Origin of the sequence: Micromonospora sp. NPDC005686 (genome assembly GCF_042871665.1) — a bacterium.
Lineage (GTDB): Bacteria > Actinomycetota > Actinomycetes > Mycobacteriales > Micromonosporaceae > Micromonospora.
On record NZ_JBIAIY010000005.1, the window covers coordinates 59,996 to 75,727 of the forward strand.

Genomic DNA, 15,732 nt, shown 5'->3' on the forward strand with positions numbered 1-15,732 from the left:
CGCCGGTGTCGAGCGGGGCCCCTTCCTTTCACACCAGGCAGTTGACGATGTCGGCGACCGGCCGGCGGCGACCGGTGTAGAACGGGATCTCCTCCCGCACGTGCCGGCGCGCGCCTGATGCGCGCAGGTCGCGCATCAGGTCCACGATCCGGTGCAGCTCGTCCGCCTCGAACGCCAGCATCCACTCGTAGTCGCCCAGCGCGAACGAGGCCACCGTGTTGGCCCGCACGTCCGGGTAGCCGCGGGCCATCTTGCCGTGCTCGGACAGCAGCTCGCGCCGCTCGGCGTCGGGCAGCAGGTACCACTCGTACGAGCGCACGAACGGGTAGACGCACAGGTAGGCGCGCGGCTCCTCGTCGGCCAGGAACGCCGGGATGTGGCTCTTGTTGAACTCGGCCGGGCGGTGCAGCGCCATCTGCGACCAGACCGGGGTGAGCGCCCGGCCCAGCGTGGTACGGCGGAACCGCAGGTACGCGTCCTGGAGCGCGTCGCTGGACGACGAGTGCCACCAGATCATCAGGTCGGCATCGGCGCGCAGCCCGGCCACGTCGTACGTGCCGCGGATGGTGACGTCCTTGCCGGCCAGCTCGGTGAAGAGCGACTCGACCTCGTCGACGACGTTCTCCCGCAGCGACGGCAGCGGGCTGCTGGCCCGGTACACCGACCACATGGTGTAGCGGATGGTCTCGTTGAGCTCCCGCAGCCGCGCCGCGTTGGTCTGCTCGGTCATGCTGCCGATCCTTCCAGAGCCGTGATGATCTCTTCGGCCGCCGTCTCGCCGGAGCGGACGCACACCGGGATGCCGACGCCGTCGTAACCGGCCCCGGCCACTGCCAGCGTCGGGTAGGCGACGCGCAGCGCCGCCCGGACCGCCGCCACCCGGGCGGTGTGCCCGGGCGTGTACTGCGGCAACGCGCCGCCCCACCGCTGCACGTGCCGGGCCACCGGGACCGGCAGCGGCGCGCCGAGCACCGCCGACAGCTCCCGGTGCACCGCGTCGGCCAGGTCGTCGTCGGTGAGCTGGAGCGACGCCTCGTCGCCGTACCGGCCCACCGAGGCGCGCACCAGCGCCAGCCCGTCCGTCCGCCGCAGGTGCCCCCACTTGGTGGTGAAGAACGTGGACGCCTTGATCGTCAGCCCCTCGCCGGCCGGCACCAGGAAGCCGGACATCTCCGGCAGGGCCGGGCCGGGCAGGGCCAGCGTGATCAGGGCGACGCTGGCGTAGTCGAGCGCGCCGATCGTGTCGGCCGCCTCGGGCGCGGCGGCGGCGAGCAGCCGGGCGGCCGGGCGGGCCGGCACCCCGAGCAGCACCGCGTCCGCCTCGACGTGCTCGGCGTCGCGGGTCGGCCCGACGGTGAGCCGCCAGCCGGACGGGGTGCGGCGCAGCTCGCGTACCGCCGCGCCCCGGCGGATCGTCGCCCCGCTCGCCGTGGCCGCCGCCTCGACCAGCGTGCTCAGCCCACCGGCGAGGGTGCCGAAGACCGGGGCGCCGGGCGCGCGCGGCGCCGCGGCCTGCGCGGCGCGTACCGCACCGACCAGCGTGTGCTCGACGCGGGCCGCGCGGGCCAGCGCCGGCATCGTGGCCACCAGCGACAGGTCGTCGGCCCGCCCGGCGTACACGCCGCCGAGCATCGGGTCGACCAGCCGGTCGACCACCGCGTCACCGAGGCGCTCGCGGACCAGCTCGCCGACCGAGGTGTCCTCGCCGTCGGCCAGCAGCGGACGGCCCGCGTCGCGGTCGGCGTCCGCGGCCGGCGGCGCGACCGCCGCCACCTTGTCCAGATCCCCGGGTACGCCGACGAGCGTGCCGCCCGGCACCGGGCGCAACGTGCCGTCGACCAGCAGCGCCGCCTGCCCGACGGTCGGGTGCACGATCGAGTCGCCCAGGCCGAGGCGGCGGGTCAGCGTCACCGCCGCCGACTCGCCACCGGCCGGGTCGCGCATCAGGAACGACTCCGCGCCGAACTCGACCGGCCCGCCGGCCAGCTCACCTGTGTGAAGCTTGCCGCCGAGGCGGCCGGACTGCTCGTACACGGTGATCTCGGTGTCCTCGGGAGCGAGGTCGCGCAACCGGACGGCGGCGGCCAGCCCGGTGATTCCGCCACCGACGATCGCCACCCGCCACGGTCGCACCACTGTCTCCTCCTAGCGCTCCGGTCGCGCGGTCAGTTCGTGCACCAGCGCGACCACCCGGGTCAGCACCTCGGGGTCGGTCTCCGGCAGGACGCCGTGACCGAGGTTGAACACGTGGCCGGGAGCGGCCCGGCCCTGCTCGACGATGCGCCGCACCTCGGCCTCCACCACCGGCCATCCGGCGAGCAGCACCGTCGGGTCGAGGTTGCCCTGCACCGCCTTGTCCGGCCCGACCCGGCCGGTGGCGACGTCCAGCGGAGTACGCCAGTCCACGCCCACCACGTCGGCGCCGGCCTCGCCCATCGCGGCGAGCAGCTCGCCGGTGCCCACCCCGAAGTGGATCCGCGGCACACCCGCGTCGGCGAGCCCGCCCAGGACGTACGTCGAGTGCGGCAGCACGAAGCGGCGGTAGTCGGCCTCGGAGAGCGTGCCGGCCCACGAGTCGAACAACTGCACCGCGGAGACCCCGGCGTCGATCTGCACCTGGAGGAACGACAACGTGACCTCGGCCAGCCGCGCGCACAGCGCGTGCCACAGCTCCGGGTCGCCGTACATCAGCGCCTTGGTCTTGGCGTGCGTCCGCGACGGCCCGCCCTCGACCAGGTAGCTGGCCAGGGTGAACGGGGCGCCGGCGAAGCCGATCAGCGGGGTGTCGCCCAGCTCGACGACGAGCCGGCGGACCGCCTCGTCCACGTACGACACGTCGTCGAGCCCGATCGGGGTGATCCGCTCGACGTCGGCGGCGGTACGGATCGGCTCGGCCACCACCGGCCCGGTGCCGGGCACGATGTCCAGGTCGACGCCGGCCGCGGCGACCGGCACCACGATGTCGCTGAACAGGATCGCCGCGTCCACGCCGTGCCGGCGCACCGGCTGGAGCGTGATCTCGGTGACCAGCTCGGGCCGGCGGCAGGATTCCAGCATCGGCACGTTCGCCCGGATCTCGCGGTACTCCGGCAGCGACCGGCCGGCCTGGCGCATGAACCAGACCGGGGTGTGCGGGCCCGGCTCGCGCCGGCAGGCGCGGACGAAGGGCGAGTCGGCCGGCCCGCCGCGGCGGGGTTCTCCGTCTCGGGCGGCAGTGCCCGTGGTGTCGGTGGTCATCGCGGCAATCGTGCCACGCCCCCGGCGCGCACCCGCGCTCACCGTCCGCATTTGTGACGTAGAAGGAAGGGCCCCCGCCCGGCGCCTCCGGTGAGGCGAGGGCTTAACCGTCGATCACCGGCGCGCCGTCGCGCGCCGCGCGGTGAGCGCGGCATAGGCTGCCCGCATGGCCCCCCCGATCGCGCTCCCGGAAACGTTCGCACGCGCGGTCGCGGGGCTGCGATCGGTGGCACCCCGCCCGGAGATCGTCCTGGAGGAGGTCGGCGCACCGCAGCGGCTGGCCCCGTACGCGTTCGCGCTCTCCGCCGCGGTGATGCGCGACGACGACGAGGTGGCCGCCGGCCGGCTGATCCTGCTGCACGACCCGGCCGGGCACGAGGCGTGGCAGGGCACGTTGCGGCTGGTCACGTACGTCACCGCCGAGCTGGAGGTCGACCTGGCCAGCGACCCGCTGCTGCCCGGCGTCGGCTGGACCTGGCTGACCGACGCGCTCGACGCGCAGGGCGCCGGACACCGGGCGATCGGCGGCACCGTCACCCAGACGCTCTCCACCCGCTTCGGCGAGCTGGCCGGGCCGCCCGCGGCCGGTGACATCGAGATCCGCGCCTCCTGGACGCCGCTTCGCGCCGACCTGGGGCCGCACCTGCTCGGCTGGTGCACGTTGCTGGCCTCCACGGCCGGCCTGCCGCCGCCCGGCGTCACCGCGCTGCCGACCCGCCGCTCCGCCGGCGCCGCCTGACCGCCTCCCGGCCGGATGCGCGAAGGCCGCCCCGGACGAACCGGGGCGGCCTCGACGTGGACACCGGTCAGAGGTAGTTCTCGGCCTCGTCGCAGATCTTGTCCAGACCCTTGCTGGCCGCCTCGAAAGCGGCCCGGTCGCCACGCGACGCCGCGGCGATGGCGGTGGTCAGCTTGTCCAGGCAGTTCGCGATGACCTTCTTCTGCCGGGCCTGCTCGTCCCGGTCGTTCTTGGTGCCGGTCAGGTCCTGCTGGGTGTCCGACAGCCGCTCCTGGACCGTCTTCAGCTCACCCTTGAGCTTCTCGATCTCCTGCTGGTTCGTCGAGATGGTGCTGTCGCGCTGGCTGACCGTCTGCCGCGACTCGTCCAGGTCGCCGTTCGTCGAGACGTACAGGAACGTCATGACGCCGCCGAAGACGAACAGCAACGCGGCGACGAGGCCGAGCACCAGCGGCGCCCACCTCCGGCCACCGCCCGCGGCCGGCGCGGGGCCGGCCGGGCCGTACGGGCCGGGCGGCCCGGACATCGGCGGCGGCGCGAAGCCGGAGCCGGAGAACGGCGGGGCCGACGCGGGTGGGACCGACATCGGCTGCGCGTAGCCCGGCCCGGAGACCGGTGGCACGGAGACCGGCGGCGCCGACATCGGCTGGGCCGGCGGAGGCCCCGGCGCGTATCCCGGCTGTCCCGGCGCCGCGGGCGGGTATCCGGCGTACCCGTGACCGTCCGGCACGCCGGGCTGTTGCAGGGTCGGGGCGGGCTGGTTCGGGTCGTGCTGCCGGGGCGCGGGCGGGCTGCCGTACGGGCTGCCGTAGACCGTGCCCCCCGGCGCCGGGGGCGGGTTCTCGCCCCCGGCCGGTGGGTAGGACATGTCGTTCCTCCAGATGTTCTGGTCCCCGCGGGGTGGCCCGGTGGGCCGGGGTCGATGCGGTACGGCCGGCCCACACCGGTGTGGGCCGGCGCTCAGCAGAGCCGGAACCGGTCGCAGGCGGTCTTGATCGGCACCGCCAGCCCGATGCCCTCGGCGTTGCGGGCCTTGGCCGTGGCGATGCCCACGACCTCCTTGGAGCCGTTGATCACCGGGCCGCCGGAGTTACCCGGGTTGATCGGCGCGTCGAACTGGATCACCGGCCCGCCGCCGCGCTCGTCGTCGCGGAACGCGCTGACCACACCGGTGGTGACGCTGTCCTGCAACCCGAGGGGCGCGCCGACCACGATGATCTGCTGGCCGGACCGGACCGGGGCGCGGGCCGCGACCAACCCGGTGAACTTGGCGCTGGCCCGCAACTGCGCCAGGTCCTTCTCCTTGTCGGTGGCGATGATCGTCGCCTCGAACCGCTGGTCCTTGCGCTCCAGGAACACCTTGCGCTCACCGGCGTTGAAGGCCGCCTCGACCACGTGGAAGTTGGTCAGCAGCGTGGTGCCGCCGCCGGACGGCGCCTTGCCGACGGCGAACGCCGTACCGGTGAACTGCCCGGCCCGCACCCGGAACACGCTCGGCAGCACCGCGCTGGCCACCGCCTCAGGGTTGAACGCCGCGTCGGCCTGCTTCTCCAGGCTGCCGGCGCGCTGCTCCAGGCCGTCGAGCCGGTCGGCGTCCGAGTCCTGCCCCTCGGCCATCCGCTTGTCGGCGGCGGCGAGCCGGTCGTCGAGCCGGTAGATCTGGTACGCCTGCACGCCGGTGACCAGCGTCAGCACGGCGACCAGGGCCAGCGCCACCACCGCCACCCGGCTGCGCCGGGACGGCTTGCCGGCAGCGGGCGCGCCGAAGCCGGCCGGGCCGCCGAGGGAGGGCTGCTGACCGGGGTACGCGAAGCCGGGCTGCCCCGGCTGGGACGGGGCGGACACCGGCTGGCCCGGGTAGCTGGGCGCGGACACCGGCTGGCCGGGATACGACGGGCCGCTGCCGGACGGGCCCGGGTAGGCCGGTGCGGCGGACCGGGAGGTCTGCGCCGGCACCGCGCCGAAGGACGACGGCTGAGCCGGCGTCGTGCCGTAAGAGGGCTGAGCCGGCGCGGAGCCGTAAGAGGGCTGTGCCGGCGCGGAGCCGTAAGAGGGCTGGCCCGGCGTGGAGCCGTAGGACGGCTGGCCCGGCTGGGCGGATGAGCTGCCGTAGGACGGCTGGCCCGGCTGGGCGGTGGCGGGCGGGGTCGCGGCGCCGGCCGGGGACGCGTAGGCGGTGGACTGCGGCGACTGGACGGCGGCCCGGGCCGACGGCGCCGGATAGCCGGAGGCGCCGCCCCACTCGGGCCCGCCGCCGAACGATCCGGGGACCGGCGCCGAACCGGCGGGCGGGGCGAAGCGCGGCGGCAGCGGCCCCGGCCGGTCGGCTGCCGTGTCGCCGCCGCCCTGCCCCGGCGCGTCGTCGCCGGTTCCGTACCCGCCTGTCATGCTCGCCCGTCCTCCCCGTCGGCTCCGCCGACGCCCCCCGACCGCTGTGGCCCGGCCCGTACGCCGTTCGCGGCTCGATGGACCGTACCGGCGGGATCGGGCTTTGTCTTCCCTCTTGTCCGACCCTCTCACGGCTCCGCAACCCGTACCTTTCCGGTCACCTGCCGGCAATCGCGCCGACACGCGCCCGACCGGCTGCGCACACCGGATCGTCCGGCCTACTAGGGTTGTCAGGTGACCGACGAACCACCCCTGCGCCGTCGGGCCGCCGAAAGCCGTACCGGGGAGGCGTCCGCCCAGCCGGCGTCGGCCCTGCCGGAGCCGACGGACGCGGGAACCGAGACCGATCCGGACGCGGCCGTCCCCCTGACCGCGCCGCGCGACGGCACGCCCGCCCCGGTGGCCACACCCGCCGAGTTGGACGAGGTCGTGGCCCGCTTCGCGGCCGGCACCGGCCCGGTGGCCCTGGATGCCGAACGCGCCTCCGGCTACCGCTACAGCCAGCGCGCCTACCTGGTGCAGTTGCGCCGGGGCGGCGCCGGCACCGCGCTCATCGACCCGCTGCCGCTGCCCGACCTCTCAGCCCTGGACGCGGCGATCGCCGACACCGAGTGGGTGCTGCACGCGGCCAGCCAGGACCTCGCCTGCCTGGCCGAGGTGGGGCTGCGCCCGCGGCGGTTGTTCGACACCGAACTGGCCGCCCGGCTGGCCGGGTTCGAGCGGGTCGGCTTGGCCGCGCTGACCGAACAGCTACTCGGGTACAGCCTGGAGAAGCACCACTCCGCCGCCGACTGGTCCAGCCGGCCGCTGCCGGAGTCCTGGCTGACGTACGCGGCGCTCGACGTCGAGATGCTCGTCGACCTGCGCGACGTGCTGGACGAGGAGTTGCGGCGGCAGGGCAAGTCCGGCTGGGCGGCGGAGGAGTTCGACGCGCTGGTGCGCAACGGCGCCCGCCCGCCGCGCGTGCGCGCCGAGCCGTGGCGGCGCACGTCCGGCATCCACCGGGTACGCGGCGCGCGCGCCCAGGCCCGGGTGCGTTCCCTCTGGTACGCGCGGGACCAGATCGCGGTCCGCCGGGACGCCGCGCCGGGCCGGGTGCTGCCCGACTCGGCCATCGTGGCCGCCGCCGAACTGGACCCGAAGGACGAGAAGACGCTGCTCACGCTCCCCGGGTTCGGTGGGCGGTCGGTGCGCCGGCTGGCGCGTACCTGGCTGGCGGCGCTTGACGACGCGCGCCAGTTGCCGGACGACGCGCTGCCGGTGAGCCCGGCGGTGGAGGGGCCGCCCCCGCCGCACCGGTGGGCCGAACGCGACCCGGTGGCCGCCGGGCGCCTGGCCCGTGCCCGGGAGGTGGTGGTCGGCACCGCCGGGGCGCACCGGCTGCCGGCGGAGAACCTGATCGCGCCGGACTCGGTCCGCCGGCTGGCGTGGCAGCCGCCGGCCGAGATCAGCGACGAGACGGTTGCGGAGGCGCTGCGCGGGTACGGAGCCCGCGAGTGGCAGATCGGGCTGCTCCTGCCCGCCCTGACGGAGGCGCTGCGCTCCCCGCAGCAGTGACAACCGCGGGCGGGGTGTGAGGTGGGCCACGCGGGGGGTGGTGCCACGTCTGGTTACTGGCGAGTAGCATCCGGGGAAATGCCCGTGCCGAGGGAGGCTCCAAGTGCCCCGTGAAGTCCGGGATGTCGTCTTCGTTGACGGCGTCCGTACCCCGTTCGGCAAGGCGGGTGGGATGTACGCCAACACCCGCGCCGACGATCTGGTGATCCGCTGCATCCGCGAGCTGATGCGCCGCAACCCGCAGCTGCCGCCGGAGAAGGTGGAGGAGGTGGCCATCGCTGCCACCACCCAGATCGGTGACCAGGGCCTGACCATCGGCCGCACCGCCGCCCTGCTGGCGGGCCTGCCCAAGACCGTGCCGGGCTTCGCCATCGACCGGATGTGCGCCGGCGCGATGACCGCCGTCACCACAGTGGCCAGCGGCATCGCCATGGGCGCGTACGACGTGGCCATCGCCGGCGGCGTCGAGCACATGGGCCGCCACCCGATGGGCGAGGGCGTCGACCCCAACCCGCGCATCGTCGCGGAGAAGCTGGTCGACCCGTCCGCCCTGGTGATGGGCTCCACCGCGGAGAACCTGCACGACCGGGTCCCGCACATCACCAAGGAGCGCACCGACGCGTTCTCGCTGGCGTCGCAGCAGAAGACCGCGAAGGCGTACGCCAACGGCAAGCTCCAGGGCGACCTGGTGTCCGTGGCGACCCGTGACCCGGAGACGGGCTGGGGTCTGGCCACCGTGGACGAGGCGCCCCGGGACACCTCGATGGAGAAGCTGGCCGGCCTGAAGACCCCGTTCCGGCCGCACGGCAAGGTCACCGCCGGTAACGCGGCCGGCCTCAACGACGGCGCCACCGCCGCGCTGCTGGTCGCCGAGGAGACCGCCCGCGAGCTGGGCCTGCCGGTCGGCATGCGCCTGGTGTCGTTCGGCTTCGTGGGCGTCGAGCCCGAGGTGATGGGCGTCGGCCCGATCCCGTCGACCGAGAAGGCGCTGCGCATCGCCGGCCTGAGCATCGACGACATCGGCCTGTTCGAGCTGAACGAGGCGTTCGCGGTGCAGGTGCTCGCCTTCCTCGACCACTTCGGCATCGCCGACGACGACCCGCGGGTCAACCCGTGGGGCGGCGCGATCGCCATCGGTCACCCGCTGGCGTCCTCCGGCGTCCGGCTGATGACCCAGCTCGCCCGCCAGTTCGCCGAGCACCCCGAGGTCCGCTACGGCCTCACCGCCATGTGCATCGGCATCGGCATGGGCGGCACCGTGATCTGGGAGAACCCGCACTGGGAGGGTGGAGACAAGTGAGCCTCGCCGCACCGAACGAGGTCGTCACCAAGGCGCTGCTGCGCCAGGTGGCCGTACCCGGGCTGGACCGGCCCGCCGCCCTCATCACCCTGGACAACGGCTTCGACCACACCAAGCCGAACAGCTTCGGCCCGGGCGGCCTGACCAGCCTGGACGAGGCGATCACCGCCGCGCTGGCGGCGGAGCCGGCGTTCATCGCGGTCACCGGCAAGCCGTACATCTTCTGCGTGGGCGCGGACATCACCAGCCTGCCCGCGCTGGAGAACCGCGAGCAGGCGCTGGAGATCGGGCGGCTGGGCCACCGGGTCTTCGCCCGGCTCAAGGACAGCACCGTCCCCACCTTCGCGTTCGTCAACGGCGCGGCGATGGGCGGCGGCCTGGAGCTGGCGCTGCACTGCCACTACCGGACGCTGTCGGCGGGCGCGGCGGCCCTGGCGCTGCCCGAGGTCTCGCTCGGCCTGATCCCCGGCTGGGGCGGTACGCAGTTGCTGCCGAACCTGATCGGCATCCCGGCCGCGACGCAGGTCATCATCCAGAACCCGCTGATGCAGAACAAGATGCTCAAGCCGAAGCAGGCGGCCGAGATGGGCATCGCGGACGTGCTGCTGGAGCCGGCCGACTTCCTGGAGCGGTCGCTGGAGTGGGCCGCCGGCGTGGTCCGGGGCGAGGTCGCGGTCACCCGGCCCGAGGTCGACAAGGACATGTGGGCGGGCGTGCTCTACTTCGCCCGGCAGACCCTGGACCAGCGGCTGCACGGCGGGGTCCCGTCCGCGTACAAGGCGCTCGACCTGCTGGAGACGGCGAAGGACGCCGACTTCGCCACCGGCACCGCGGCGGAGGACGAGGCCCTGGCGGACCTGGTCTTCTCCGAGGAGCTGCGCAGCGGCCTGTACGCCTTCGACCTGGTGCAGCGGCGGGCCAAGCGCCCGGCCGGGGCGCCGGACAAGGGCCTGGCCCGTCCGGTCACCAAGGTGGGCATCGTCGGCGCCGGCCTGATGGCCAGCCAGCTCGCGCTGCTGTTCGCCCGGCGGCTCCAGGTGCCGGTCGTGATGACCGACCTGGATCAGTCCCGGGTGGACAAGGGTGTGGGCTACGTGCACACCCAGATCGAGAAGGCCGTGAGCAAGGGCCGGATGGACAAGGGCACCGCGGCCAAGCTGTACGGCCTGGTCAGCGGCTCGGTCGACAAGTCCGTCTTCGCCGACGCCGACTTCGTCATCGAGGCCGTGTTCGAGGACCTGGGCGTCAAGAAGCAGGTCTGGGCCGAGCTGGAGAAGATCGTCAAGCCGGAGGCGGTGCTCGCCACCAACACCAGCTCGCTGTCCATCACCGAGATGGCCGCGGAGCTGGAGCACCCGGAGCGGGTGGTCGGCTTCCACTTCTTCAACCCGGTCGCGGTGCTGCCACTGCTGGAGATCGTCCGCGGCGAGCGGACCGACGACGCCACGCTTGCCACCGCGTTCGCGGTCGGCAAGCAGCTCAAGAAGTCGTCGGTGCTGGTGAAGGACGCCCCGGCGTTCGTGGTGAACCGGCTGCTGACCCGCTTCCTCGGCACCGTGTTCGCGGCCGTGGACCAGGGCACCCCGCTGGACGTGGCGAACAGCGCGCTGGACCCGCTGGGCCTGCCGATGCGCCCGCTGGCGCTGCTGCAGCTCGTCGGGCCGGCCGTGGCGTACCACGTCGGCGGCACCCTGCACGAGGCGTTCCCGGACCGGTTCGGGGTCAGCGAGAACCTCAAGCGGATCGCCGACTCGGGCCAGCCGATCGTGGTCGACGACGAGATCAACGACGAGGTGGCGAAGCTCCTGGTGGTCGGCGACCAGCCGCTCACCGCCGAGCAGGTCCGGCAGAACGCGCTGGACGCGCTGGCGCAGGAGATCCGGCTCATGCTCGACGAGGGTGTCGTCGCCGAGGCGCAGGACATCGACCTGTGCATGATCCTCGGCGCCGGCTGGCCGTTCCACCTGGGCGGCGTGACGCCGTACCTGGACCGGACCGGCACCTCCGAGCGGGTGACCGGCAAGCGGTTCCTGCCGCGCGGCGTGGCCAGCCTGCGCTGACCGACGCGACGCATCGATCGCGGGGGGGGGGGGGGGGGGGGGGGGGGGGGGGGGCCGCCGGCCGCGCGGGGGGGGGGGGGGGGGGGGGGGGGGGGGGGGGGGGGGGGGGGGGCGGGACCCCCCCCCCCCCCCCCCCCCCCCCCCCCCCCCCCCCCCCCCCCCCCCCCCCCCCCCCCCCGCCCCCCCCCCCGCCCCCCCCCCCGCGGGCGGGGGCGGGGGGCCGCCCCCCCCCCCCCCCCCCCCCCCCCCCCCCCCCCCCCCATCGGCGTTCGCGGGGCAGGTCACGGGTCGGTCGCGGTTTCGCCACACCGGCCTTCTGCGGACAGCGGCGTGTCGGTGCTCCTGGCTACGATCACGCGTCCAGTTTTCACACAGGAGCTGCCCACATGTCCCAGCCGCCGTCCAGTCCCTACCCCGGCAACTACCCTCCTCCCCAGCACCAGCCGGGCGGCTTCCAGCCGCCCCAGCAGCCGCAGTACGGCGGTGGCTACCCGCAGACTCCGCAGCAGCAGTACGGCGGTGACTACCCGTCGCAGCAGCCGCAGTACGGCGGCCAGCTCGGTGCGCCGGTCCCGCCGAAGAAGTCCGGCGTCGGCAAGATCCTGCTGATCGTCCTCGCGGTGGTCCTGGTGCTCTGCGTCGGCGGCGGTGTCGCCGCCTACTTCGCCACGAAGGACACGGTCGACGAGGTGGTCACCGCCACCAAGACCCGGGTGGTCGAGCCGCAGACGCTCGGCGGCCGGCCGAAGGTCACCGACCCGCAGCTGCAGAACGCCGCGGCGCAGATGAAGGCCGACCTCAGCAAGGACGTGCCGGACGCGACCAGCACCGTCGGCGCGTTCTACGGCGACCCGGCCAAGAAGGACCTGGTCATGATCGTGGCCGTGTCCGGCGTCATGGCCGACCCGAAGAAGGAGCTGAACGACGCCGTCACGGCGGTCACCCCGGAGCTGGGCACCAAGGACTTCAAGACGGTCGACGCGGGCCCGCTCGGCGGCGACGCCAAGTGCTCCGACGGCAAGGCGTCCGATGTGCCGGTGGCCGTCTGCGTCTGGGCCGACCGGGGCAGCCTCGGCATGGTGGTGGTCTACTTCAAGTCCGCGACGGAACTCCAGTCGCAGTTCGTGGCGCTGCGCGGCGAGATCGAGAAGCAGGACTGACACCCGTCACGCACCGGGCCCCCGCCGTCACGGCGGGGGCCCGGTGCCGTTTCCGGATCAGGCGGACGCGGCCCGTTCGGCCCAGCTCCGGCAGACGCAGAACTCGTTGCCTTCGGGGTCGGCCAGCACCACCCAGCCGCTCCCGTCCGGCCGGCGCCGGTCGGCCACCAACGCGGCGCCGAGGTCGCGCAGCCGCGCCACCTCCTCGTCCCGGGTGCCCTCGGCCGGGTGCAGGTCGATATGGAACGCGCCCTTGCCGTGCCGCTCGCCCACCCGGACGAACAGCAGGTCGGGACCCTGCCCGGCGGGTGCGGCGAGGACCGCCTCCGGGTCGTCCGGGTGGTCGTCGGCGGCGAGCTGCCGGTCGAGCACTCGGGCCCACCAGCCGGCCAGCGTGTACGGGTCGTCGGACTCGACGGTCACGCAGTGGAACTGCGCACTCATGGTGCTTCCTCCTGTGGGGAGCGCGCCCCGGCGGAGTAGGGGACGTCAGCGGGGAACGTGGGGCGCGGGACGGTTCACGACGGACATCGACCACACCCCCTTCCGCCTCTCGGGCTGACCCGATTGATCATTCCACCGCCCGGTCGCACCGACAACCCACCGTGCGAGGAAGGGCCCCTCGTCGACACCGGGGTGTCGGCGAGGGGCCCTTCGCCACCGGGCCTACGGGCCGACGAACACCGCCTTCGCGCGCCAGTCGACGCCGTCGACGGCCGGGCCGCTGCGCACCGTGAACGTCCCCGACGGAGCGCCGTTGGTCCAGTCGACGGCGGACAGGTCGCCGGTGTTCCGGTTCACCTTGTAGAGCGTGCCGCCGGCCACGAAGACCGCGCCCGCGTCGGCGAACCCGGTCGCCCCGGCCACCGAGAACCGGTCGGCGCCGACCACGCCGCCGTCCGGCGTGAACCAGCGCCAGAACAGGCCGTTCTGCCCGGTCAGGGTGTAGTAGAGCCGCCCGCCGGAGTAGAACATGCCGGTCACGTTCGGGATCTCGGCGTAGAGGCCGGTGGTCACGCCCACGTACGTCTGCCCGTCCGGACCGGAGTTGGTGATCACGTTGTCCCAGTACGGGTCGTGGTACGGATCCACCAGCTCGGGCGTGCCGAACGTGGTGCCGTCGAACGTACGCCGGTACAGCGCACCGTCGGCGCCGTAGAACACGGTCCCGCCGACCCAGAACGCGGCACGCGCACCCGTCCAGACGGTCCCGTCCGCGTCGGCCACCGGGTCCGGCGCGCCCACAGCGGTCTGCCCGTCGTACGAGCGCACCTGCACCGGCGTGCCGGTCCCGCTCGGCGGGGGCCCGGTCTTGACGATCTCGACCGCGTTGACGAGCGGGTTCTCCCGTACGTGGCGGAACTCGATGTCGATCGAGCCGTCACTGACCACTGTGAACTCGCGCATGGTGCCCACGTTGTGCCCGGCGCTGGCGGACAGGTCGAGGTCGTCGAAGACGACAGCGCCCTCCAGCGCGACGTCGAAGATGCGCGTGCCGGCGCCGGAGGTGCCCGCGTACCGGTTGGCCAGGTAGAGCCGCACGTGCACCTCGGTGCCGGTGGGCACCGGGAACTGCCACGCCATTTCCGCACCGCCGGACGGGTCGTACCGCTCGTCGTTGAAGATCGTTGCCGGCGTGCCGGCCGGCACCGTCGAGTCCACGGTGGGGGCGGTGGTGTAGCTGGACGTGCTGCTGCCGGAGTTGCGGTACGGGCTGGGGCTGGAGTTGGTGTCGGCCGACCAGTCCGGCCCGCCGTCGGTGGAGGCGACCGCCGAGCCGCCCGCGTTCACCCGGTACAGCACGTTCGTCGGCTGCGGCAGGCCGGCCTGATAGACGTTGCCGGGCAGCGTCGCCGTGGTGGTCGGGTGCGCGGCCTTGCCGCCGGCGAGCGGGAAGAACGCGATCCGCTCCCGGCGGTACTGGAAGTTGCCGATCCAGAGGGTGTCGCCGCCGATCCAGAGCCCGGACTCGGTGACGAGCATCTCGGACGCGCCGATGCCGCGCGGGTGCCGGCCCGGGTTCCAGGACAGCGGCAGGCCGTTTACCGGGTCGAGCGCGGCGATGCTGGCCCGGCCGACCGCGCCGGCTCGGGCGTTGTCGGTGCCGGCGGTGTTGTTGAGCCAGCGGAGGTGGCCGCCGACGTACACCGCCTGCTCGCTGATGCCGACGGACAGGAACGTGTCGCCGCCGCTGTAGTCGACCCAGGTCGGCTGGAGACCGGACCCGGTCGCGCCGGCCTCCCAGCGGGCCGCGGTGTCGCAGAGCGTGCCGCTGTACGGGGCGCCGGTGGTGACCACCACGAAGTAGCTGTTGTCCGGGGAGAACGCCACGTCACGGACGTACGAGTCGAACGACTGCCACTTGCAGCGCGGCGTGTAGCGGGCCGTGTTCCAGTCCGCGACGGTGGCGGCGGTGGCGCCCAGGTCGATCTTCACGATCTGGTCGCGCAGCACCCCGTCGGCCTTCTTGAAGTTGCCGATGACGACGAGCTGCGTGCCGTCCGGGGAGACGGCGAGCTTCTCCGCGCCGACGCCGGCCTTGGCGCCGCTGACGCCGTCCCAGTTGTGGTTCTCGGTCAGGGTGGTGGTGAGGTAGCCGTCGACCGCGCCGGTGGTGGCGTTGAGCGAGGCGAGCCCACCGCGCGGGTTGGGGTTGCCGGCCGTGGTGAAGATGCCGCCGACCAGCAGCCGGTTGCCGACCAGCGCGATGTCCTTGACCAGCCCGTTGAACGCCGGCGGCGCGAAGCTGGTGACGACCGCCCCGGTGGCGACGTCGAGCAGGGCCACCTTGCGCCGGGTCACGCCGTTGACGGTGTTGAACTTGCCGGCCACGAAGACCGTGCCCGCCGTGGGACCGGCGACGACCGCCGTCACCTCGCTGTCGAGCGTGGGCGCGAACGCGGTGTCCACCTGCCCGGTGTCCTTGTCGAAGGCGAGCAGGTAGTCGCGGGGGATGTCGACGTCGGAGTTGCGGTTCTGCACGCGCGTGAACGAGCCGCCCGCGATGATCTTCGTACCGGCGTCGTGGATCGCGTCGACCGAGCCGTCCTGGACGTCGGGCGAGGCGGCGGAGGGGACGGTGTGGACCACTTTGTCGTGGCCGGGCGCGGCGGCGGCCGCGGGCGTGGCCGGAGAGAGACCGGCGACGGTCAGGGCGCCGGCGGTGAGGACCGCGAGAAGACGGCGGCGGCGCGGGGCCGGGTGGTGGGTCACGGGCAGCTCCGGTGGGTGAGCAGGGTGAGGCGTCGCTGCGCTTACTCTCCGTTGATCAGCGGCTCCGCGTCCAGCGCG

The 15,732-nt window shown here is 74.0% G+C and carries 12 protein-coding genes; 5 read left to right on the plus strand and 7 right to left on the minus strand.

The features are described from left to right. Positions 1–28: 28 nt before the first annotated feature. Genes hemQ through hemE form a run of 3 tightly spaced genes read right to left on the minus strand, consistent with a single transcriptional unit; the run spans position 29 to position 3,237 of the window. Positions 29–730, minus strand: coding sequence for a hydrogen peroxide-dependent heme synthase (hemQ, locus tag ACFYON_RS13540; RefSeq protein ID WP_354865401.1), 702 nt, complete (start codon positions 728–730; stop codon positions 29–31). Beyond that, positions 727–2,136 (minus strand): protoporphyrinogen oxidase, encoded by a 1,410-nt coding sequence (gene hemG, locus ACFYON_RS13545; protein WP_354865403.1) that lies wholly within the window; start codon positions 2,134–2,136, stop codon positions 727–729. Before hemG ends, hemQ begins: the two co-directional genes overlap by 4 nt. A gap of 9 nt (positions 2,137–2,145) precedes the next feature. Then, a complete protein-coding gene (gene hemE / locus ACFYON_RS13550) occupies positions 2,146–3,237 on the minus strand; it encodes a uroporphyrinogen decarboxylase (RefSeq protein WP_354865405.1) in 1,092 nt (363 codons plus the stop codon). Positions 3,238–3,403: 166 nt separating this feature from the next. Here hemE and ACFYON_RS13555 point away from each other — a divergent pair, with 166 nt between their 5' ends. Next, positions 3,404–3,976 carry a DUF3000 domain-containing protein gene (locus ACFYON_RS13555; RefSeq protein ID WP_354865407.1) on the plus strand — a complete coding sequence of 191 codons (573 nt, stop codon included), beginning with the start codon at positions 3,404–3,406 and terminating at the stop codon, positions 3,974–3,976. Between the two features lie 67 nt (positions 3,977–4,043). Here ACFYON_RS13555 and ACFYON_RS13560 read toward each other — a convergent pair whose 3' ends face one another. After that, positions 4,044–4,844: a hypothetical protein gene (locus ACFYON_RS13560; RefSeq protein WP_354865409.1), complete on the minus strand. Its 801-nt coding sequence runs from the start codon at positions 4,842–4,844 to the stop codon at positions 4,044–4,046. Between the two features lie 92 nt (positions 4,845–4,936). Continuing rightward, positions 4,937–6,364 carry a trypsin-like peptidase domain-containing protein gene (locus ACFYON_RS13565; protein WP_354865411.1) on the minus strand — a complete coding sequence of 476 codons (1,428 nt, stop codon included), beginning with the start codon at positions 6,362–6,364 and terminating at the stop codon, positions 4,937–4,939. Between the two features lie 234 nt (positions 6,365–6,598). On the opposite strand from ACFYON_RS13565, the gene ACFYON_RS13570 reads away from it, so the two are divergent. From ACFYON_RS13570 to ACFYON_RS13585, 4 genes are all read left to right on the plus strand, one after another. After that, entirely contained in the window at positions 6,599–7,921 is a 1,323-nt protein-coding gene (locus ACFYON_RS13570) for a ribonuclease D (RefSeq protein WP_354865413.1), read from the plus strand. A 103-nt stretch (positions 7,922–8,024) separates the two neighbouring features. After that, a complete protein-coding gene (locus ACFYON_RS13575) occupies positions 8,025–9,221 on the plus strand; it encodes a thiolase family protein (RefSeq protein WP_354865415.1) in 1,197 nt (398 codons plus the stop codon). Further along, positions 9,218–11,281: a 3-hydroxyacyl-CoA dehydrogenase NAD-binding domain-containing protein gene (locus ACFYON_RS13580; RefSeq protein WP_354865417.1), complete on the plus strand. Its 2,064-nt coding sequence runs from the start codon at positions 9,218–9,220 to the stop codon at positions 11,279–11,281. The genes ACFYON_RS13575 and ACFYON_RS13580 overlap by 4 nt, the downstream gene beginning before the upstream one ends. A gap of 386 nt (positions 11,282–11,667) precedes the next feature. Then, positions 11,668–12,441, plus strand: a complete 774-nt coding sequence (locus ACFYON_RS13585; protein WP_354865419.1) for a hypothetical protein — start codon at positions 11,668–11,670, stop codon at positions 12,439–12,441. A 57-nt stretch (positions 12,442–12,498) separates the two neighbouring features. Here the strand turns inward: ACFYON_RS13585 and ACFYON_RS13590 are convergent, their stop codons facing one another. Together ACFYON_RS13590 and ACFYON_RS13595 are read right to left on the minus strand one after the other, a co-directional pair. Then, a complete protein-coding gene (locus ACFYON_RS13590) occupies positions 12,499–12,885 on the minus strand; it encodes a VOC family protein (RefSeq protein WP_354865421.1) in 387 nt (128 codons plus the stop codon). A 222-nt stretch (positions 12,886–13,107) separates the two neighbouring features. Further along, complete coding sequence (locus tag ACFYON_RS13595; protein WP_354865423.1) at positions 13,108–15,654, minus strand: malectin domain-containing carbohydrate-binding protein; 2,547 nt, start codon at positions 15,652–15,654, stop codon at positions 13,108–13,110. Between the last annotated feature and the right edge of the window lie 78 nt (positions 15,655–15,732).

Bases quoted from the DNA above. Each gene is read 5' to 3' on its own strand.
- hemE (WP_354865405.1), bottom strand. From the start codon at position 3,237: ATGACCACCGACACCACGGGCACTGCCGCCCGAGACGGAGAACCCCGC.
- ACFYON_RS13590 (WP_354865421.1), bottom strand. From the start codon at position 12,885: ATGAGTGCGCAGTTCCACTGCGTGACCGTCGAGTCCGACGACCCGTAC.
- hemQ (WP_354865401.1), bottom strand. From the start codon at position 730: ATGACCGAGCAGACCAACGCGGCGCGGCTGCGGGAGCTCAACGAGACC.
- ACFYON_RS13585 (WP_354865419.1), top strand. From the start codon at position 11,668: ATGTCCCAGCCGCCGTCCAGTCCCTACCCCGGCAACTACCCTCCTCCC.
- ACFYON_RS13565 (WP_354865411.1), bottom strand. From the start codon at position 6,364: ATGACAGGCGGGTACGGAACCGGCGACGACGCGCCGGGGCAGGGCGGC.
- ACFYON_RS13555 (WP_354865407.1), top strand. From the start codon at position 3,404: ATGGCCCCCCCGATCGCGCTCCCGGAAACGTTCGCACGCGCGGTCGCG.
- ACFYON_RS13560 (WP_354865409.1), bottom strand. From the start codon at position 4,844: ATGTCCTACCCACCGGCCGGGGGCGAGAACCCGCCCCCGGCGCCGGGG.